Annotated in this window: 12 protein-coding genes; 9 read left to right on the forward strand and 3 right to left on the reverse strand. The window is 76.6% G+C overall.

The features are described from left to right. Positions 1-34 precede the first annotated feature (34 nt). From KSE_RS22970 to KSE_RS22990, 5 genes are all read left to right on the forward strand, one after another. The gene (locus tag KSE_RS22970; RefSeq protein ID WP_014137737.1) at positions 35-1,201 is read left to right on the forward strand and encodes a DegT/DnrJ/EryC1/StrS family aminotransferase; all 1,167 of its coding nucleotides are present in this window, start codon (positions 35-37) and stop codon (positions 1,199-1,201) included. A 55-nt stretch (positions 1,202-1,256) separates the two neighbouring features. Further along, positions 1,257-2,363: a DegT/DnrJ/EryC1/StrS family aminotransferase gene (locus KSE_RS22975; protein WP_014137738.1), complete on the forward strand. Its 1,107-nt coding sequence runs from the start codon at positions 1,257-1,259 to the stop codon at positions 2,361-2,363. Positions 2,364-2,506: 143 nt separating this feature from the next. Beyond that, entirely contained in the window at positions 2,507-3,508 is a 1,002-nt protein-coding gene (locus KSE_RS22980; protein ID WP_014137739.1) for an HNH endonuclease, read from the forward strand. Between the two features lie 14 nt (positions 3,509-3,522). Next, positions 3,523-5,898, forward strand: coding sequence for an SUKH-4 family immunity protein (locus KSE_RS22985; protein WP_231873212.1), 2,376 nt, complete (start codon positions 3,523-3,525; stop codon positions 5,896-5,898). A 171-nt stretch (positions 5,899-6,069) separates the two neighbouring features. After that, positions 6,070-7,317, forward strand: coding sequence for a hypothetical protein (locus KSE_RS22990; RefSeq protein ID WP_014137741.1), 1,248 nt, complete (start codon positions 6,070-6,072; stop codon positions 7,315-7,317). A gap of 31 nt (positions 7,318-7,348) precedes the next feature. On the opposite strand, the gene KSE_RS22995 is transcribed toward KSE_RS22990, so the two are convergent. Further along, positions 7,349-8,656 (reverse strand): nucleotide sugar dehydrogenase, encoded by a 1,308-nt coding sequence (locus tag KSE_RS22995; RefSeq protein WP_014137742.1) that lies wholly within the window; start codon positions 8,654-8,656, stop codon positions 7,349-7,351. 551 nt (positions 8,657-9,207) lie between these two features. On the opposite strand from KSE_RS22995, the gene mfd reads away from it, so the two are divergent. Next, on the forward strand, positions 9,208-12,816 hold the full coding sequence (gene mfd, locus KSE_RS23000; RefSeq protein WP_014137743.1) for a transcription-repair coupling factor: 3,609 nt from the start codon (positions 9,208-9,210) through the stop codon (positions 12,814-12,816). A gap of 103 nt (positions 12,817-12,919) precedes the next feature. Here the strand turns inward: mfd and KSE_RS23005 are convergent, their stop codons facing one another. Then, positions 12,920-13,522, reverse strand: a complete 603-nt coding sequence (locus tag KSE_RS23005) for a DUF4352 domain-containing protein (protein WP_014137744.1) — start codon at positions 13,520-13,522, stop codon at positions 12,920-12,922. A gap of 182 nt (positions 13,523-13,704) precedes the next feature. On the opposite strand from KSE_RS23005, the gene KSE_RS23010 reads away from it, so the two are divergent. The 3 genes from KSE_RS23010 to KSE_RS23020 all read left to right on the forward strand — a co-directional run bounded on the left by KSE_RS23010 (position 13,705) and on the right by KSE_RS23020 (position 18,062). Beyond that, positions 13,705-15,771 (forward strand): N-6 DNA methylase, encoded by a 2,067-nt coding sequence (locus KSE_RS23010; protein ID WP_014137745.1) that lies wholly within the window; start codon positions 13,705-13,707, stop codon positions 15,769-15,771. A gap of 150 nt (positions 15,772-15,921) precedes the next feature. Continuing rightward, complete coding sequence (locus KSE_RS23015; RefSeq protein ID WP_033258370.1) at positions 15,922-16,467, forward strand: hypothetical protein; 546 nt, start codon at positions 15,922-15,924, stop codon at positions 16,465-16,467. After that, positions 16,464-18,062 (forward strand): serine/threonine-protein kinase, encoded by a 1,599-nt coding sequence (locus tag KSE_RS23020; protein WP_014137747.1) that lies wholly within the window; start codon positions 16,464-16,466, stop codon positions 18,060-18,062. Before KSE_RS23015 ends, KSE_RS23020 begins: the two co-directional genes overlap by 4 nt. Before the next feature lie 9 nt (positions 18,063-18,071). Here the strand turns inward: KSE_RS23020 and KSE_RS23025 are convergent, their stop codons facing one another. Further along, positions 18,072-19,796 carry an amidohydrolase gene (locus KSE_RS23025; RefSeq protein ID WP_014137748.1) on the reverse strand — a complete coding sequence of 575 codons (1,725 nt, stop codon included), beginning with the start codon at positions 19,794-19,796 and terminating at the stop codon, positions 18,072-18,074. Between the last annotated feature and the right edge of the window lie 127 nt (positions 19,797-19,923).

A 19,923-nucleotide genomic window follows, 5' to 3' on the forward strand; every position in this document is an offset into this window, starting at 1 on the left:
GAAACCGTGCGTGAGGCGAAGGAGCACCACCACCATGTCCAGCAGCACCCCCGTCACCCCGGCCGCCCCCGTCATCCCCGTCATGATCCCGTGGCTCGGCGAGGAGGAGGCCCGGGCCGCCGCCGAGGCGGTCCGCTCCGGCTGGGTCGCGCAGGGCCCCCGGGTGGCCGCCTTCGAGCGGGCGTTCGCCGAGGCCGTCGGCGTGCCGCACGCCATCGCCGTCTCCTCCTGCACCACCGCCCTGCACCTGGCGATGATCGGCGCCGGCGTCGGCCCCGGCGACGAGGTCGTCGTCCCCTCGCTCTCCTTCATCGCCACCGCCAACGCCGTCACCTACGTCGGCGGCACCCCGGTCTTCGCCGACGTCGACCCGGCCACCGGCAACCTCACCCCGGAGACCGTCGCCCCGCTGCTCACCGAGCGGACCCGGGCCGTCATCGCGGTCGACCAGGGCGGCGTCCCGGTCGACCTGGACGCGATCGCCGCCCTGGTCGAACCGCGCGGCGTCACCGTCGTCCAGGACGCCGCGTGCGCGGCCGGCTCCACCTACCGCGGCCGCCCGGCCGGCGCGGGCGCCGCCATCGCCGCGTACTCCTTCCACCCGCGCAAGCTGCTCACCACCGGCGAGGGCGGCATGGTCACCTGCCGGGACGCCGGACTCGCCGCCCGGCTGCGGCGGCTGCGCGAGCACGGGATGAGCGTCTCGGCCGCCGACCGGCACGCCGGCGCGGGCGGGGCCGGGGTCGTCGAGACCTACGACGAGATCGGCTACAACCACCGGATGACCGACGTCCAGGCGGCGATCGGCCTGGTCCAGCTCGGCAAGCTCCCCGCGATGGTCGCCCGGCGGCGCGAACTCGCCGCCCGCTACCGCGACCTGCTCGGCCCGGAGCTCGCCGCCGGACTGGTCGCCGACCCGGCGCACGGCACCGGCAACTTCCAGTCGCTGTGGCTGCTGCTCCCGGACGGCGCCCCCGACCGGGCCGAGGTCCTCACCCGGCTCGCCGCCGCCGGCGTCTCCGCCCGGCGCGGCATCATGGCCGCCCACCTGGAGGCCCCGTACAAGGGCACCGCCCGGGTGCCGCTCCCCGCCACCGAGACCATCACCGCGCGGACGCTGATCCTGCCGCTGTACCACTCGCTCACCCACGAGCAGCAGGACCACGTCGTCGCCGCGCTCAAGGCCGCGCTGCGGCCGTGACCGGCCCCCGCGCGGCCGGCCCGCGTCCCGCTCCCGCCGAAGAGAGGCCCACGCCGTGACGAACATCCCCCTGGTCGACCTGCACGCCTCGCACGCCGAGATCGCCGACGAGGTCCGCGCGGGCTTCGACGCGGTGCTGGCGAGCGGCGCCTACATCAAGGGCCCCGACGTGGCCGCGTTCGAGCGGGAGTACGCGGAGTTCTCCGGAGTCGGGCACGCGGTCGGCACCGCGAACGGCACCGACGCGCTGGAACTCGCGCTGCGCGCGCTGGAGTTGAAGCCTGGCGGCGGGGTGGTGCTGCCCGCCAACACCTTCGTGGCGACCGCCGAGGCGGTGGTCCGGGCCGGACTGACCCCGGTGCTGGTGGACGTCGACGACGAGCACCTGCTGATCGACGTCGAGCAGACCTCGGCCCGGGTGCGGGACGCCGTCGCCCTGCTCCCGGTCCACCTGAACGGCCAACTCGCCCCGGTGGACGCCCTGCTGGAGATCGCCGACGGACTGCCGGTGGTCGAGGACGGCGCCCAGTCGCAGGGTGCCCGCCGGCACGGGCGGCCGTCCGGCAGCTGGGGCCGGATCTCGGCGACCAGCTTCTACCCCGGCAAGAACCTCGGCGCGTACGGCGACGCGGGCGCCGTCGTCACCGACGACGCCGAACTCGCCGACGCGGTCCGGCTGATCGGCGACCACGGCTCGGCCCGCAAGTACGTCCACGAGACGTTCGGCTTCAACTCCCGGATGGACACCCTGCAGGCCGTCGTGCTGCGCGCCAAGCTCCGCCGGCTGCCCGGCTGGAACGAGGCCCGGCGGGCCGCCGCCGAGCGCTACGACAAACTGCTCGGCGGCCTGGACGGCATCACGCTGCCCCGCACCCTGCCCGGCAACGAGCACGTCTGGCACCTGTACGCCGTCCGCGTCGAGCACGACCGGGACGGCGTGCTGGCCGCCCTCCAGCGGGCCGGGATCGGGGCCGGCGTGCACTACCCCGTCCCGGTGCACCTGCAGCCCGCGTTCCGCCACCTCGGCCACGCCGAGGGCGCCTTCCCGGTCACCGAGCGGGCCGCCGGACAGCTGCTCACCCTGCCGCTGTTCCCGCAGCTCACCGAGGACCAGCAGACCCGGGTCGCCGAGGCGCTGGCCGCCGCGCTCCGCCACCGCTGACCGCCGCGCTCCGCGACCGCCGACCCGCCGCCGGCACCCGGCCGCCCACCGCCCGGCCGGGTACCCCCGTGCCCCTGAACGCGAACGGCCGTTGCCCTACCCTGGTGCCGAGGAAATCGGCTTCTGCCAGTGGGGGACCACAGATGACGACAGGTCGGCCCGGCACCGCCGCCGCGCCCAACGCGGCGTACGCGGGCCAGGTGGTGCAGTTCCCGGACCCGGTCCGGGCCCAGCGGCACCCCGGGGGCGTGCGCGTCGACGAGAACGGGTACCCCGACTTCTCGCCGTACGCGGCCGCCGCCGCCGAGGTCGCCGACCCGCCGGCCGGCTTCGGCGTCGACGAACTGCGCCTGACCGACTACGTGTCGGCGAACGCCGCGCTCTACACCCAGGGCCACGAGCTCTGGGCCGACCTGGACTGCGCCGTCGCCACCCCGCCCGGCTGGACCTGGCACCACGCGGTCGGCGGCGCGGCCGGCGGCTGGCGCCGGATGGAACTCGTCCCGGTCGAGGTCAAGGCCCTGCTGCGGCACCACGGCGGTCTGGCCCGCTCCACCGCCGACCACACCCGCCGCGGCACCCGCCCGCTCCAGGACCAGCGCCCCGCGCACTTCCCGCTCGCCAAGGACGGCGGCGACCCGGTCGCCGTCACCGAGGACCTCGTCCAGCGCGCCGAACAGCGCCTCGGCCACCCGCTGCCGCCCGCCTACCGGGACTTCCTCAAGCTGGCCGGCGGCCGCGCCCCGGCCGGCGTCGCCCTCGACGTCGACCTCGGCCTGCTGGTCGACCAGCCGTTCCTCACCCTCAGCGAGGAGTACGGCACCGACGACCTGGTGTACGCCAACAAGTGCCTGCGCGACCACCTCACCAAGGACCACCTCGCCGTCGCCTACCTCCAGGGCGGCCTGCTCACCGTCAAGGTCCGCGGCGAGGGCACCGGCTCGGTCGGCTTCCTGCCCTACGACGACGCCCGCGACGACGGCTCCGACGAGCCCGTCGAGCAGCGCGTCCGGCGCCTCCTGCTGCCCTGCGGCGACAGCTTCGACGCGTTCCTGCTGCGCCTCGCGGGCAGCCCCGCGGAGCTGGAGACCGTCGCCGAACTCATGGTGGACGGCGGCTTCGCCCGCGCCGTCCCGGTGAACTGACCAGAACGACAGGGGTGGGACGAGACGTGGTGACCACGTACGCGCAGGCGCAGGAGACCGCCGAGGACTGGATCAACGCCGGGGTGCCGCGCTCGCAGCACCGCGAGGTGAAGGTCCGCGAGTTCGACCTCGGCTACGTCTGCTGGGCCCTCGACGGCAGCGAGCACACCGGCGGCCCCGGCACCTCGCCGCGCCTGGTGATCGCCCGCGACAGCGGCGCCAGCACGCTCTGGCCGCCGCTGCCGGTCAACGAGGTGGTCCGGCAGTACGAGGAGCTGTACGGCAGCGCGAGCGAACCCCACCCGGCCGGCGCCGCCAAGCCGGTGCGCGGCGCCGTCGAGGCCACCTCCTTCCTGCTCAGCCCCCCGCAGTGGCTCCAGGAGGCGGGCGCCGCCGCGATCGCAGCCGAGGCCGGCCGCCTCGGCGGCCCCGCGCCCGGCACCCCGGCGCCGCCCGGGCCGGTGCCGCCCGCACCGCAGCAGCAGTCCCCGCAGTCGCCGCAGCCGCAGCCGCCCGTCGCGCAGGCGGTGCCGGAGGCCGGCGGGGAGGGCCCCAGCTACTTCACCGGTACGCCCACCCCCGGGCCCGGCACGCCCGTCCCGCCGCCGCCCGGCTCCGAGGCCGCCACCGTGCTCGCCCCGCCGCCGCCTCCGCCGCCGCCCGGTGCCACCCCGCCGTACCCGGTCGGCGGCCCGGGCACCCCGGCACCCGGCACGCCGGTGCCGCCGGGGCCGGTACCGCCGGGGCCCGCGCCCGCGCCCGCGCCCGCCGCGTCCGGGCCCGGGGTCAACTACGCCGCGACCATGCTCGCCACCGACGGCCCGCCCGGCCTGATGGGCCTGCCCGGCGCCCCCGGCCTGCCCGGTGCCCCCGGCCTGCCCGGTGCCCCCGGCGCCCCCGGCGCGCCCGCGCCCGGCCAGACCGGCCGCTCCGGCCCCGGCGCCCCGCCGCCGCCCCCGCCCGCCGACCTGCTGCCCGCCGGCGGCGGCCCCGCGCAGCACACCGGTGGCCGCTCCGGTCCGGGCGCGCCCCCGCCGCCCCCTCCCGCCGACCTGCTGTCCGCCGGCGGCGGCCCGGCCCAGCACACCGGCGGCCGTTCCGGCCCGGGCGCCCCGCCGCCGCCCGCGCCCGCCGGGCTGCGCCCCGACGGCGCCGCGCCCGCGGCCCCGCCCGCCGCGCCGCCCGCGCCCGGCGCCCCGGCCGCGCCGGAGGCCGCCGCGGTCGCCTACCAGGCCACCCAGCTGGCCCCGGCGATCGAGCTGCCGCCGGGCGCCACCCCGCCGTTCCCGGCGCCGGGCGGGCCCGGTCCGGGCGTGCCGCCGTTCCAGGCGCCCCCGCCGCCGTTCCCCGGCGGGCCGCAGGGCCAGTGCTTCCCGCCCGGTGCCCCGGGCGGCCCGGCGGCCCCGCCGCCGGCCGGTCCGCCGACGGTCGGCCCGGGCACCACCGCGGTGGTCAACTACCGGGGCCCGGACGGTTCCGAGCTGAACCTGGTGATGACCTCCGAGCTCGGCACCCCGCACCCCGAGTGGAAGGCGCTGCAGGAGCTGCGCCGCCTCGGCGTGCCCCCGGACCAGGTGCTGGAGGTGCACACGGACCTGGAGCTGTGCGACCTGCCCGGCGGCTACTGCGCCCGGATGGTCCGGGCGTCCTGGCCGAACGCCCGGATCAGCCACACCGCCCCGTACGGCCGGGACGCGGCCGCCCGGCAGGCCGGCATGAACGTGCTCAGCGAGCACGTCGAGCAGCTGCACCAGCTGGTCTCGGCCCCGCCGCGCCCGCGCACCGTCCGGGTGCCGCTGCCCGCGCCGGGCAGCGTCCCGCAGGTGCCGCCCCCGCCGCCGCAGCAGCTCGCGGCGGAGCTCGGCGGCATGTTCGGGCCGTCGATGTTCCGGTTCGAGCAGCGCGCGGTGGCCCGGCAGGGCGTCCCGGAGGTGGTCGCCCACGTCCTGATGTGGGTCGGTCTGCCGCGCGAGTTCGCGCCGTTCTTCTGGGCCCAGGCGCAGGAGGGCCGGCCGATCCCGACGCTGGCCGAGCTCGCCGCCGAGCGCGGCCTGCCGCCCGGCCCGGACTTCGGCGGCTACCTGGTGCTCGGCAACGACTACGGCCGGCAGCTGTGCGTCCAGTACGGCACCGCCGCGGTGGTCGCGGTCGACCTGGAGAACCCGGCGGAGCCGCCGCGGTTCGTCAACTCCGGCGTCCCCGAGTTCGTCGCCTCGCTGGCGGTGCTGGCCCGGATGTGGCGGCTGCGGCTCGGCCTCAACCCCGAGCAGGCCGGCCGCTGGACCACCGACCTCCAGGCCCAGCTGATGGCCCTCGACCCGGCGGCCCTGCACACCCCCGAGAGCTGGTGGGCGGTCCTGGTCGAACAGCTCTGGGACGGCCTGCTGTAGCCCCGTCGTCCCCCGGGCCGCGCGGCCGGTTCCCCCGGCCGCGCGACCGGTCCCTGTTTGGTTTGCGTTCGTATCTGCGCAAAATAGGTCAATGGGACGGTTCAGCCGACCCAGTCGAACCACGCACCCGGCGGGGCCGCGCAGCCCGCGAGCACGAGGAGAACAGCCGAAATGAGCGACGCCGTGTCCCAGTACGGCTTCACCGTCTCCCGGCGCGGCTACGCGCCCGACCAGGTCGACGAGGCCGTCACCGCCCTCAGTCGCAAGCGCGACGAGGCGTGGGAGCGGCTCAGCGTCCTGGGCGGCGGCCTGCGCGAGATGGAGAAGCGCCTCGCCGACATCCGGCAGGCCGCCGAGGACGCCCCCGACCCCGACTTCGCCGAGCTCAGCGACCAGGCGGCCGCCCTGCTCGGCATCGCCCTCAACGAGGCCGACGCCATCCACGCCAAGGCCAAGCGCTCCGGCGAGGACGCCCGGGACGCCGCGCACGAGGCCGGCGAGGCCGCCGCGAAGGCCGCCAAGGAGTTCGCCCTCAAGCTGCGGGAGGACACCGACCAGTTCGTCCGCCGCACCGACGAGCGCAGCCGGGCCGAGGCCGAGCGGGTCCGGGCCGAGGCCGACGCCGAGGCCCGCGCCGTCGTGCACGCCGCGACCGGCCACGCCGCCCGGGTCCGGGTCGCCGCCGCCAACGCCTCCGAGCAGTCCGAGACCGCCCTCGCCGAGCGCCGCCGCAAGGCCGACGAGGACTTCGCCGCCGCCGAGACCGCCGCCGACGCCGCCGTGGCCAAGGTCACCGCCGCCGCCGACGCCCGGGTCAAGGAGGCCGAGCAGCACCGCGAGGCGATGCTCGCGGAGGCCCGCCGCCTCGACGGCGACGCCCAGGCCAAGGCCGACGCCGCGCTCGCCGCCGCCCGGGAGAAGGCCGACCGGATCAGGGCCGCCAGCGAGCGCGAGCAGGCCGACTTCACCAAGCGCCTCGACAAGGTCCAGACCCACCTCGACCACATCAAGGGCACCCTGGCCTCCCTCACCGGCGCCGCCGTCGGCGCCATCGAGGACCCCGAGGACGCCGCGGGCCCCGCGGACGCCGCCCCGGCGAAGCCCGCCGCCCCGGCCGTCGACCAGCCCACCACCGTCCTCGGCCCGGTCCGGCCCGCCCAGGGCGACCCCCGCAAGCCCTACACCCCGGCGGCCCCCGCCACGCCCCCGGCCCCGCCCGCCAAGCCCGCGAGCTTCAGCAAGGACCCGCTCCCGCCGAAGCCCGCGGCCGCGCCCGCCGAGCCCGCGGCCGCGCCGGAGCCCGCGAAGGGCCCGGACGCCACCGTCGAGGACCGCATCGTCCCGAAGATCGTCATCGTCGACGACGGCATCGACCACGACACCCGCCCGGACCGCAACCGGATCCAGCGCAAGGGCTGACCCGCCCGGGTCGGGGGCCGGGCGGGGGCGCCTACAGGACCTCGACCGCCGCCCCCGCCAGCCGCCGCCGGCAGTCCAGGACGTACCGGGCGTGGGTGGTGACCGCCTCGTAGTCGAACTCGTCGTGGTCGGCGAGCAGGACGACGGCGTCGGCGGCCGCCAGCTCCTCGGGGGTGGCCTCGACGCGCCGGACGGCGGCGAGCGGGCCGCCCTCGTGGGCGGCGGTGCGCTGGCCGGGGACGTGCGGTTCGGCGACGTGCACGCCGGCCACGACGTGCGGGTCGGCGGCGCGGACCTCGGCGCCCTGCCGGGTGAGCAGGTCGACGACCCGGGCCGCCGGGGTCTCCCGGGCGTCGCCGGTGTTGGCCTTGTAGGCGAGGCCGAGGATCAGCACCCGGGAGCCGTTGACGCTGCGGCGGCGCTGGTTGAGCGCCTCCGTGAGGCGGCGCACCACGTAGTCGGGCATGTGGCTGTTGACGTCGTTGGCGAGCTCGACGAACCGGAAGGACTGCCCGAGGGCGCGCTCCACCCGCCAGGACAGGTAGGAGGGGTCGATCGGCAGGCAGTGGCCGCCGACGCCCGGCCCCGGGGTGAAGCGGAGGAAGCCGAACGGCTTGGTGGAGGCGGCGTCGATCGCCTCCCAGACGTCGATGCCGAGGTCGTGGGCGAACATCGCCAGCTCGTTGACCAGCGCGATGTTCACGTGCCGGAAGGTGTTCTCCAGCAGCTTGGTGAGCTCCGCCTCCTTGCAGGAGGAGACCGGCACCGTCCGCTCGACCAGCTGCCCGTAGAAGTCGGCGACGGCGGCCAGGCCCTCGGGGGTGGTGCCGGAGACGACCTTCGGGGTGTTCTCCAGCTTCCACACCGGGTTGCCCGGGTCGATCCGCTCGGGGCTGTAGCCGAGGTGGAAGTCCTGGCCGGCCCGCAGCCCGGAGCCCTCCTCCAGCAGCGGGGCGAGCAGTTCCTCGGTGGTGCCCGGGTAGGTGGTGGACTCCAGCACGACGGTCGCGCCGCGCTTCAGGTGCCGGGCCAGCAGCCGCGCGGACGCCTCGATGTAGGAGAGGTCGGGCACGCCGTCCCGCAGCGGCGTCGGGACGGTGATCACTGCGACGTCGAAGTCCGCGACGTCGGCGGGCTCGGCGCTGGGCAGGTACGTCCCGCTGTCGAGCAGCGGGCGCAGCCGCGCCGCGGGGATGTCCTCGACGTACGACTCGCCGACCGCGAGCCGCTTCACCCGGCGCTCGTCCACGTCGTACCCGACGACCCGGTGGCCCACCTCGGCGGCGCGAACCGCGAGCGGGAGGCCGACATAGCCCTGACCTGCGATGACAACGCGCATGCGAAGTAAACCCCCTGGAAATGGCCGGCGTCCCCACACCTTCTTCACACGAGGGTACGGAGCGGCCCCGCCGAGCGGGCGGCTTCGCCCGAAGTGGTGCGGGAGCGGCGGGAGGGGCCCGGAAACGCAGGACGCCGAGACCCGCGGCACCCGCCCGGGAGCAGGTGCCGCGGTCCTCGGCGTGAGTGGCACGGGCGCCCCCACCCAGGGTCGCCCGGCCTTCGCACTCCCGACCCCCATCGAAGGTGCGATCGCGCTTCCGCAGCCATCCCCCACGGTTGGATGCGGCCTGCGCTGAGATCCATGGTGCGCGCCCACCATGGACGCACAGTGACAGCAATGTGTCGACCGCATGATCTCTGGACAAGCCACTTCGGATACCGGTGAGTCAGGACGAATCCGCCCGGAAGGGCAGCCGGGGACGCCGCACCGCGTACCGGGCGGCGGCTCGGCGTAGGCTGGACACCCCCCGGGCGCACCGCGTTCCGGGCCTCTCGCGCTGCCCGGCCGTCGCTGTGCCGGGCCACTCCCCGTCGTGGAGAAACTGACGTATGAGCCTGTCCGGACTGCTCGATGTCGTCGTACGGGACGCCGCCCTCGCCGAGGCGATCGAGGCGGCGGCCACGGGGCACAGGCAGCACCTCGACCTTGTCGGCCCGCCCGCCGCCCGGCCGTTCGCGATCGCGGCGCTGGCCCGCTCGCTGGCCGGCCGCGGCGGTGAGCGGGGCCGGCCGGTACTGGCCGTGACCGCCACCGGGCGGGAGGCCGAGGACCTGGCCGCCTCGCTGCGCTCGCTGCTGCCCGCCGACGCGGTCGCCGAGTTCCCGGCCTGGGAGACGCTGCCGCACGAGCGGCTCTCCCCGCGCTCGGACACCGTCGGCCGCCGGCTGGCGGTGCTGCGCCGGATCGTCCACCCGCGCGCCGACGACCCGGCCGCCGGGCCGGTGCAGGTGGTGGTCGCCCCGGTGCGCAGCGTGCTGCAGCCGCAGGTGAAGGGCCTGGCCGAGCTGGAGCCGGTGGCGCTGCGCACCGGCGAGCGGTACGACCTGGGGGAGGTGGCCCGCCGGCTGGCGGCCGCCGCCTACGCCCGGGTCGAACTGGTCGAGAAGCGCGGCGAGTTCGCGGTGCGCGGCGGCATCCTGGACGTCTTCCCGCCGACCGAGGAGCACCCGCTGCGGGTGGAGTTCTGGGGCGACGACGTCGAGGAGATCCGCTACTTCAAGGTCGCCGACCAGCGCTCGCTGGAGATCGCCGAGCACGGCCTGTGGGCGCCGCCCTGCCGGGAGCTGCTGCTGACCGACCAGGTGCGCGCGCGGGCCGCCGAACTGGCCGCCGAGCACCCGGAGCTGGGCGAGATCCTGGACAAGATCGCGCAGGGCATCGCGGTCGAGGGGATGGAGTCGCTGGCCCCGGTGCTGGTGGACGACATGGAGCTGCTGCTGGACGTCCTCCCGGCCGGCTCGGTCGCCGTGGTGTGCGACCCGGAGCGGGTCCGCACCCGGGCCGCCGACCTGGTCGCCACCAGCCAGGAGTTCCTGGCCGCGTCCTGGGTGGCCGCGGCGGCGGGCGCCGACCGCCCGATCGACCTGGAGGCGATCGACGTCTCGGCCGCCTCGCTGTGGTCGCTGGCGGACGTCCGCGAGCACGCGGCGGGCATCGGCCTGCCGTGGTGGTCGGTCAGCCCGTTCGCCACCAGCGACTCCGCCGTCAGCGGCGTCCTCGAACGCGACGCCGACACCCTGACCCTCGGCATGCACGCCGTCGAGGCGTACCGGGGCGACACGGCGCGGGCGATCGCCGACGCCAAGGACCGGCTGGCCGCCGACTGGCGGGTGGTGATGGTCACCGAGGGCCACGGCCCGGCCTCCCGGCTGGCCGAGGTGCTCGGCAACGAGGGCATCGCGGCCCGGCTGGTCGCCGACCTCGCCGAGGCCCCGACCCGGGACGTCGTCTACGTGTCGTGCGGCTCGATCGAGCACGGCTTCGTCGACGAGGAGCTGAAGCTCACCGTCGTCACCGAGACCGACCTGTCCGGCCAGAAGTCCTCCACCAAGGACATGCGCCGGATGCCGTCCCGCCGCCGCAACGCGATCGACCCGCTGGCGCTGGCGGCCGGCGACTACGTGGTGCACGAGCAGCACGGCGTCGGCCGGTACGTCGAGATGGTGCAGCGCACCGTGCAGGGCGCCACCCGCGAGTACCTGGTGCTGGAGTACGCGCCCGCCAAGCGCGGCCACCCCGGCGACCGGCTGTTCGTGCCGACCGACCAGCTCGACCAGGTCACCAAGTACGTGGGCGGCGAGGCGCCGACGCTGCACCGGCTCGGCGGCGCGGACTGGGCGAAGACCAAGCAGCGGGCCAAGAAGGCGGTCAAGGAGATCGCCGCCGACCTGATCAAGCTGTACTCGGCCCGGATGGCGGCCCCCGGCCACGCCTTCGGCCCGGACACGCCGTGGCAGCGCGAGCTGGAGGACGCCTTCCCGTACGCGGAGACGCCCGACCAGCTGACCACCATCGGCGAGGTCAAGGCCGACATGGAGAAGTCCGTCCCGATGGACCGGCTGATCTGCGGCGACGTCGGCTACGGCAAGACTGAAATCGCAGTGAGAGCGGCCTTCAAAGCCGTCCAGGACGGCAAGCAGGTGGCGGTGCTGGTGCCGACCACGCTGCTGGTGCAGCAGCACTTCTCGACCTTCGCCGAGCGGTACGCGAACTTCCCGGTGAACGTGCGGGCGCTGTCCCGGTTCCAGACCGACACCGAGGCGAAGGCGGTGCTGGAGGGCCTGTTCGACGGCTCGGTGGACGTGGTGATCGGCACCCACCGGCTGTTCTCCTCGGAGACCAGGTTCAAGGACCTCGGCCTGGTGATCGTCGACGAGGAGCAGCGCTTCGGCGTCGAGCACAAGGAGCAGCTGAAGAAGCTGCGGGCCAACGTGGACGTGCTGACGATGTCGGCGACGCCGATCCCGCGCACCCTGGAGATGGCGGTCACCGGCATCCGCGAGATGTCCACCATCACCACCCCGCCGGAGGAGCGGCACCCGGTGCTGACCTTCGTCGGCCCGTACGACGAGAAGCAGATCTCGGCCGCGATCCGGCGCGAACTCCTGCGCGAGGGCCAGGTGTTCTACATCCACAACCGGGTCGAGTCGATCGACAAGGCGGCCGCCCGGCTGAAGGAGCTGGTGCCGGAGGCCCGGGTGGCGACCGCGCACGGGCAGATGGGGGAGACCCAGCTGGAGAAGGTCGTCGTCGACTTCTGGGAGAAGGAGTTCGACGTGCTGGTCTCCACCACCATCGTGGAGTCCGGCATCGACATCTCCAACGCCAACACCCTGATCGTCGAGCGCGGCGACACCTTCGGCCTGTCCCAGCTGCACCAGCTGCGCGGCCGGGTCGGCCGCGGCCGCGAGCGCGGCTACGCGTACATGCTGTACCCGCCGGAGAAGCCGCTCACCGAGACCGCGCACGAGCGCCTGGCCACCATCGCCCAGCACACCGAGATGGGCGCGGGCATGTACGTCGCGATGAAGGACCTGGAGATCCGCGGCGCCGGCAACCTGCTCGGCGGCGAGCAGTCCGGGCACATCGCGGGCGTCGGCTTCGACCTCTACATGCGGATGGTCGGCGAGGCGGTCGCCGAGTTCCGCGAGTCGCTGGAGGGCGGCGGCGGGGAGCCGGAGGAGGAGCCGCTGGAGGTGAAGATCGAGCTGCCGGTCGACGCGCACGTCCCGCACGACTACGCGCCGGGGGAACGGCTGCGGCTGCAGGCGTACCGCTCGATCGCGGCGGTCAACTCGGAGGCCGACATCGCGCAGGTCCGCGAGGAGCTGACCGACCGGTACGGCAAGCTGCCCGAGCCGGTGGAGAACCTGCTGCTGGTGGCCGGGCTGCGGCTGTTCGCCCGGCGCTGCGGGATCGGCGACATCACCCTGCAGGGCACCTTCGTCCGGTTCGGGCCGGTCGAACTGCGGGAGTCGCAGGAGCTGCGGCTGAACCGGCTCTACCCGCGCACCCAGGTCAAGGCCACCGCCCGGCAACTGCTGGTGCCGCGCCCCGGCAGCGGCGGCCGGATCGGCGGCAAGCCGCTGGTCGGCCGGGAACTGCTGTCCTGGTGCGCCGAGTTCCTGGGTGCCATGTTCGAGGACCTCAGGCGGTAGCGGGACCCGGACCGAGCGCACCCGTCGACGGGGGCGCCGGAGGGCGGCCGGAAGGCGCCCCCCGGCGCCCCCGTCCGCGTTCCGGTGCCCGCGCCCGGCCGGGTCAGGACAGCTTCCACTGGCCGGCCTGCTGGGCGAAGCCGCTGTCCAGGGTGAACTGCGCCTTGTCGAGCTTGGCGTCGGCCGGGACCTCGAAGGTGACGCAGCCCAGCGCGCTGTCCCCGGGGGCGATGGCCAGCGGGACGGGGAACTCCGGGCCGGCGTCGGTCTCGGCGATGGTCGCCTCGAAGTTCTGGCCCTGCGAGTCGACCAGCTTGGCGCTGTTGTGCGGGGAGTCGGAGTAGGCGGCGGTGCCGGTGGCCTTGATCCGGAACTGGACGGTGACGTAGCGCTTCCCGGCGGCGGGCCGGGTGTACTCGTCCGCGCCCTTGGCGTTGTCGACGACCTTCACCACCGTGACGTCCGCGGTGTTGCCCTTCTCGGTGCCCTTCAGGGCGATGGTGTCCCCGGTCTTCGCCACCGCCGGGGCCTTGGCGTCGGCGGCCGGGGCGGAGCCGCCACCGCCACCGGCGGCCGGGGCGGCGGCGGTGCTCTTGGGGGAGGTGGCGACCGAGTTGTCGGTCGGGCCGCAGGCGGTGGCGGCGGCGAGCAGGGCCGCGCCGAGCAGGACGGCGGCGGAGCGGCGGGTGCGGAGGCGGACGGACATGGCGGGTTCCCCCCAGGAGGTCTGCGGTGGGCCGGTGGTCGTTCCGGCGATGGCTCTACTGAACCACTCTGCTGTGAACAGTGTCAATCACGATTCACGAAACGTCTCTGTTCACGTGTGAACCCTTGGCCGTTCGATCCTGACTATGCTGTGGGGCCACACCGCAGTGAAGGAGACCGCCGATGCCGGACCGCCCCGAGGTGACGGCCGCCGAGATCGCCCGGCTCGCCGGGGTCGGCCGCGCCGCGGTCTCCAACTGGCGCCGCCGCCACCCCGACTTCCCGAAGCCGGCCGGCGGCACCGAGACCAGCCCGACCTTCCGCCTCGACCAGGTCGAGCAGTGGCTCCGCGACCAGGGCAAACTCGCCGAACTCCCGCTGCTGGAACGGATCTGGCGCCAACTGGAGACCCTCCGCGACCCGGCCGGACCGGCCGCCGCCCCGCTGGTCACCGCCGGCGCCGTCCTGCTGCTGCTGCACCGCGACCCCGCCGCCCGCGCCGACCTCGACCGGGAGCCCGACACCCGGCTCGCCACCGCCCTCCCCAGGGCCCTGCGCCGCACCGCCACCGCCGCCCTCGGCCCGGACGCCCCCGCCACCCTCGACCTGCCGCTGATCGCCGGCGCCACCCACCTCGACCTGGCCCGGCTGCTCGCCGAACTCACCGCCGACACCGGCCCCGAGGCCGCCTACGGGCACCTGCTCGCCCGGCACGCCGAGGCCAACCCCCGCCTCCAGCCGCCCATCCCGGCCGACACCGCCGCCCTGCTCGCCGCCCTCGCCGCACCCCCGGCGGACGCCGCCGTGCTCGACCCGGCCTGCGGCACCGGCGGCGTCCTGCTCGCCGCCCCCGGCACCGAACGCCTCGGCCAGGAGGGCGACCCCGCGCTGGCCGGCGTCGCCCTGCTCCGCCTCGCCCTGGCCGCCCCCGCCGACGCCCCCGGCCCGCTCCCGCTGGACGTCCGCCCCGGTGACGCGCTGCGCGCCGACGCCTTCCCCGGCCGCGCCGCCGACGCCGTGCTCTGCCGCCCGCCGTACAACGAACGCGACTGGGGCCACGACCAGTTGCAGTACGACGCGCGCTGGCCCGGCCGGCTCGTCCCGCCGCGCGGCGAGTCCGAACTCGCCTGGGTGCTGCACTGCCTGGCGCACACCCGCCCCGGCGGCACCGCCGTCCTGCTGCTCCCGCCGACCGTCGCCTCCCGCCGGGCCGGCCGCCGGGTGCGCGCCGAACTCGTCCGCTCCGGCGCCCTGCGCGCCGTCGCCGCGCTGCCGGCCGGCGCCGCCCCGCCCTACGGCGTCCCGCTGCACGTGTGGGTGCTGCGCGGGCCCGAACCCGGCGACGAGTTCCGGCACGTGCTGCTGCTGGACGCCACCGAGGACGGCGCCGACCGGGCCGCCCTGCACGACACCGTGCTGACCGCCTGGCGCGCGTTCGACGCCGCCGCCCGCACCGGCGGCCCGCTGCCCGCCGACCGGCCCGGCCGGTCCCGGGCCGTGCCCGCGCTCGACCTGCTCGACGACGAGACCGACCTCACCCCCGCCCGCCACCTGCCCGCCGCCCCCGCCGGAGCCGCCCCCGACCTGCTCACCGGCCTGCGCGCCCGGCTCGCCGCCGAACTCGCCCGGCTCGCCGACCTCGACACCGCGCTGCCCGCCGCCGCCCCCGCCGCCCCCGACCGGCCCGCCCCGCCGCAGGTCAGCATCGGCGAACTCGCCCGCTCCGGCGCCCTCCGGGTGCACTCCTCCGGCCAGGGCGCCCCGGCCCGCCCCGGCGGCCGCACCCCGCTGCTCACCGACCAGGACCTGCAGACCGGCGCCCCGCCGAGCGCCGCCACCGACGACGACGAGCCGACCGTCCGTCAGGGCGACGTCCTGGTCCCCGTGCTGGGCGGCGAGGGCGCCCGGGCCGTGCACCCCGGCAGCCCCTACCTCGGCGCCGCGCTCGGCCCCCGGCTGCACCTGCTGCGCCCCGACCCCGACCTGCTCGACCCCGACTTCCTGGCCGGCCAACTGCGCGCCACCGGCGCCGGACGGCGCGCCAGCAGCTACGCCTCCACCACCAGCCGGCTGGACATCCGCCGGGTCGAGCTGCCGCGCGTCCCGATCGAGCGGCAGCGCGCCCTCGGCGCCGCGTTCCGCCGGATCGCCGCCTACGAGGAGGCGCTCGCCGCCGCCGCCGCCGAGGCCCGGACCCTGACCAGGGCACTCACCGACACCCTCGCCTCCGGCGCGGGCGAACCCGCCTGACCGGCCGTCGGACACCCGGCCGGCCGGTCGCGCGGGCCGGGTGACGGGCCGGGAGACGGGGCGGGTGACGGGTCGGAAACGGACTCCCGGTCGGTCGGTTCGTGGCGGTAGCGTGTGCGCAGCACGTCCCGCCGTCGCCGAGGAGCCCGCATGCCCGCCCGCGTCGTTCCGTACCGGAAGGGGCTGACGGTGCTGCTCGCCCTCGTCCCGGTGCTGAGCCTCGGCCTGCTCGGCATGGTCCCGTCGGCCGTGCTGGCCGTCGACCGGCGGCGCCCGGCCGACCTGGCGGGCGCCGCGGTGATCGGCCTGATGCAGGTCGGGATGTTCGTCGCCGCCGCGTTCACGCCCAAGGGCGAGCCGATCGGCAACCTGACCACCGGGCTGCTGGTGCTGCCGCTCCTCCTCGGCACGCCCGTGCACTTCCTGCTGATGAACCGGCGCGACCAGTGGCCCGCCGCGAGGGCCGCCGCGAAGGCTGCCGCCCACCTGTCGCCGTACCCGCACCCGCACCCGCACTCGTACCCCGGCTACCCGCCCGCCGCGCCGACCCTCCCCGCGCCGGCCTTCCCCGCCCAGCCCGCGGCCGCCGTCCAGCCCGCGCCCGCCCAGCCCGCGCCCGCCGCGCCGACCGGGGCCGCCGAGCTGCGCGAGCTCGGCGAACTGCTGCGCCGGCAGGCCGGGGACGGGCAGCCGTGAGCCGGGTCGTCGGCGGGCGCTACCTGCTCGACGAGAAGATCGGGCAGGGCGGGATGGGCCAGGTCTGGTCCGCCCGCGACCAGCGGCTGGAGCGCGCGGTCGCCGTCAAACTGCTGCGCACCGACACCCTGCCGCAGCCCGCCGGGCGCGGCGACAGCCAGGCCGACCTGCTGCGGCAGCGCTTCCTGCGCGAGTGCCGGATCGGCGCCGGGCTCGACCACCCCGGCCTGGTCACCGTCTACGACGCGGGCACCGACGGCGAGGAGCTGTACCTGGTGATGCAGCGCGTCCCCGGGCTCAGCCTGGCCGACCTGGTCGCCGAGGAGGGCCCGCTCCCGGTCGGGCAGGCCGTCGCCGTCGCCGGGCAGCTGTGCGCCGCGCTCGCCGCCGTGCACGGCGCGCGGGTCGTCCACCGCGACCTCAAGCCCAGCAACGTGATGATCCGGCCGGACGGCCGGGCGGTCCTGCTCGACCTCGGCATCGCCACCGCGCTCGACCCCGGCGCCACCCGGCTCACCCTCACCGGCAGCCCGATCGGCAGCCCCGCCTACATGGCCCCCGAGCAGGCGATGGCCGCCCTCGCCGACCGCCGCAGCGACCTGTACGCGCTCGGCTGCATGCTGCACGAGATGCTGGCCGGCGCCCCGCCGTTCCCCGCCCCCACCGCGCTCGCCGTGCTGCGCCGCCAGGTCGACGACCCGCCCGTCCCGCTGCGCCGGCTGCGCGCCGAGGTGCCCGCCGCGCTGGAGGCGCTCGTCCTGCGGCTGCTCGCCAAGCGCCCCGAGGAGCGGCCCGCCGACGCCGCCGAGGTGCACGCCGTGCTGCTGCCGATGCTGCCCGCCCCCACCGACCGGGTCCGCACCCGGCTGCCCGCCGTCCCCGACCCCGGCGACCCCTACCGCTACCCGCACCACCCGCAGCCCGCCCCGGTGCTCGCCGCACCCCCGCCGCCGCCCGCCCCGCCGCTCCCGGCGGCACCCCCGCCGCTCGCCCCGCCCGCCGCCCCGCCGCTCGCCTCGCCCGCCGCCGCGCCCGGGACGGAGACCCTCGGGGCGGCCTGCGCCCGGCTCTCCGACCTGGTCGACGCCGGGCGGCACACCGAGGTGCTCGACCTGTCCGCCCGGCTGCTGCCCCGGGCCGCCGCCGAACAGGGCGAGGACGCGCCGCTGGTCCGCACCGTCCGGGCGATCCGGGCCCGCACCCTGCTGGCCGGGCGGCGCTGGGCCGAGGCGCTGCCCGAACTGCGGCGGCTCACCGCCACCGCCGACCCCCGCGACCCGGCGCTGCCCGACCACCGCCGGCACACCGCCCGCTGCCTGGAACACCTCGGCCGGCCCGCCGAGGCGCTCGCCGAGTACCAGGCCCTCCTCGCCGCCCTCCCGGCCGACTCCCCGCACCGCACCGAGGCCCGCGAACGGGCCGGCCTGCTGCTCGCGGCCCTCGGCCACACCGAGACCGGCTGGCAGCACCTGCTCGAACTCCTGCTGGAGACCGAGCGCCGCCAGGGCCCGCACCACCCCGACGTCCGCCGCCTGCGCACCCACCTCGAACAGCTCGGCCGGCACCGCACCACCACCAACCCGTACGCCACCTGACGGCCCGGCTCAGCCGCCCGGCGTCCAGCTCGCGCCGCCCACCACGGTCTCCAGCACCGGGACGTCCTTGATCTCCTCGGCGGGCACCCGCAGCGGGTCCGCGCCGAGCACCACCAGGTCGGCGTACTTGCCGGGCTCCAGGGTGCCCTTGACGTCCTCCTCGAAGTGCTGCCAGGCCGCCTCCGAGGTCACCCCGCGCAGCGCCTCCAGCCGGGTGGCCCGCTGCTCCGGGCCGAGCACCTGCCCGCTGCGGGTCAGCCGGTTGACCGCCGACCAGACCGCGTCCAGCGGCCGCTGCGGCACCACCGGGGTGTCCAGGTGCAGGCTGTAGCGCACGCCCCGCCGGTGCGCCGAGCGCAGCGGGCTGATCCGGCGGGCGCGCTCGGGCCCGAGGAAGATGTCCCGGTGCTGGTCGCCCCAGTAGTAGGTGTGCGAGACGAAGAAGGACGCGGTCACGCCGAGGCGGCGCATCCGCCGCAGCTGGTCCTCGGTCGCGGTCTGCGCGTGCTCCACCCGCAGCCGGTGGTCGCGCGGCCCGTGCGCGGCGATCGCCGCCTCGTACGCGTCGAGCAGGTCGTCGATCGCGGCGTCCCCGTTGGCGTGCAGGCGCGCGGTGCGGCCCTCGGCGTAGACCGCCGCGACCCGGCGCAGCAGCACGTCCCGGCCGTAGTTGGTGTAGCCCCGGTAGTCGGTCGGCAGGCCCTCCGGGACGGTGTGGTACGGCTCGCGCAGGTAGCCGGTCCAGCCCTGGATCGACCCGTCGTAGACCACCTCGCCGTAGCCCGACACCTTCACCCACTCGTCGCCCTCGCCCTCCGCGAGCGGCAGCCCGCCCGGGGCCAGCGGGTCGCCGCCCAGCATCAGCAGGGCGCGCTGGCGCACCAGCCCGGCCCGCTGCCAGGCCCGCAGCGCCCCGTAGGTCGCCGCGTCCCCGCCCGCCACCACCGTGCTGGTGACGCCGCCGGCCGCGTACAGCTCGCTGGTGCGGGCCGCGCCGGCGCTCAACTGCTGGGCACTCCAGGCCGGTTGGACCCGGGTCAGCAGGCCCTGCGCGGTCTCCTGGAGCAGCCCGGTGGGGTTCCCGGCGGCGTCCCGGACGATCACCCCGCCGGCCGGGTCGGGGGTGTCCCGGGTGATCCCGGCCCGGGCCAGCGCGGCCGAATTCGCCACGCCCATGTGGCCGTTGGTGTGCTGCGCCCAGATCGGCCGGTCGGCGTCGGCCCGGTCCAGGTCCGCGGCGGTCGGGTGGCGCCGCTCGCGCAGCAGCGTCTGGTCGTAGCCCCAGCCGAACACCCAGCCGCCCGGCGCCGTCCCGGCCGCCTTGGCCCGCAGCGCGGCGGCCAGCGAGGCCAGGTCGGTCACCCCGCCGACCGGCGGGCTCGACAGGTCCGCCCAGTACAGGTCGATCAGGCCCGGCGCGGGCAGGTGGCTGTGCGCGTCGAAGAAGCCGGGCAGCACCGTCCGGCCGCGCAGGTCGACCAGCTCGGTGCCGCGGTCGGCGTACCGCAGCACCTCCCGGTCGCCGCCCACCGCCAGGATCCGCCCGTCCTTCACCGCGACCGCCGACACCACCCGGTCCCGCCCGTCCAGCGTGACCACGTTCCCGTTGTGCCAGACCCGGTCCGCCACCCCGCGCGGCCGCCCCGCCGACACCGGCCGCCCGCCCGCCTCGCCCGCCGCGGCCACCCCGGGCACCAGCGCCAGCGCGGCGCCGCCGAGCAGCGCGGCGGCCACGCTCCGCCGCGAAGGGCCGCCATCCGAATCGGACGGGCAGAACACGCACACGACAACCTCCTACGGGCGACCGGACCGGACGACGGACGAGGACGCTGTCACCCCCGCGCGCGGCCGATCAAGCACC

The sequence above is a fragment of the Kitasatospora setae KM-6054 genome, assembly GCF_000269985.1.
Classification (GTDB): Bacteria; Actinomycetota; Actinomycetes; order Streptomycetales; family Streptomycetaceae; genus Kitasatospora; species Kitasatospora setae.

What these genes read in the sequence shown, in the direction of transcription:
- KSE_RS22970 (WP_014137737.1), top strand. Translation starts at nt 35, where the DNA reads ATGTCCAGCAGCACCCCCGTCACCCCGGCCGCCCCCGTCATCCCCGTC.
- KSE_RS22980 (WP_014137739.1), top strand. Translation starts at nt 2,507, where the DNA reads ATGACGACAGGTCGGCCCGGCACCGCCGCCGCGCCCAACGCGGCGTAC.
- KSE_RS22990 (WP_014137741.1), top strand. Translation starts at nt 6,070, where the DNA reads ATGAGCGACGCCGTGTCCCAGTACGGCTTCACCGTCTCCCGGCGCGGC.
- KSE_RS22995 (WP_014137742.1), bottom strand. Translation starts at nt 8,656, where the DNA reads ATGCGCGTTGTCATCGCAGGTCAGGGCTATGTCGGCCTCCCGCTCGCG.
- mfd (WP_014137743.1), top strand. Translation starts at nt 9,208, where the DNA reads ATGAGCCTGTCCGGACTGCTCGATGTCGTCGTACGGGACGCCGCCCTC.
- KSE_RS23005 (WP_014137744.1), bottom strand. Translation starts at nt 13,522, where the DNA reads ATGTCCGTCCGCCTCCGCACCCGCCGCTCCGCCGCCGTCCTGCTCGGC.
- KSE_RS23010 (WP_014137745.1), top strand. Translation starts at nt 13,705, where the DNA reads ATGCCGGACCGCCCCGAGGTGACGGCCGCCGAGATCGCCCGGCTCGCC.
- KSE_RS23015 (WP_033258370.1), top strand. Translation starts at nt 15,922, where the DNA reads ATGCCCGCCCGCGTCGTTCCGTACCGGAAGGGGCTGACGGTGCTGCTC.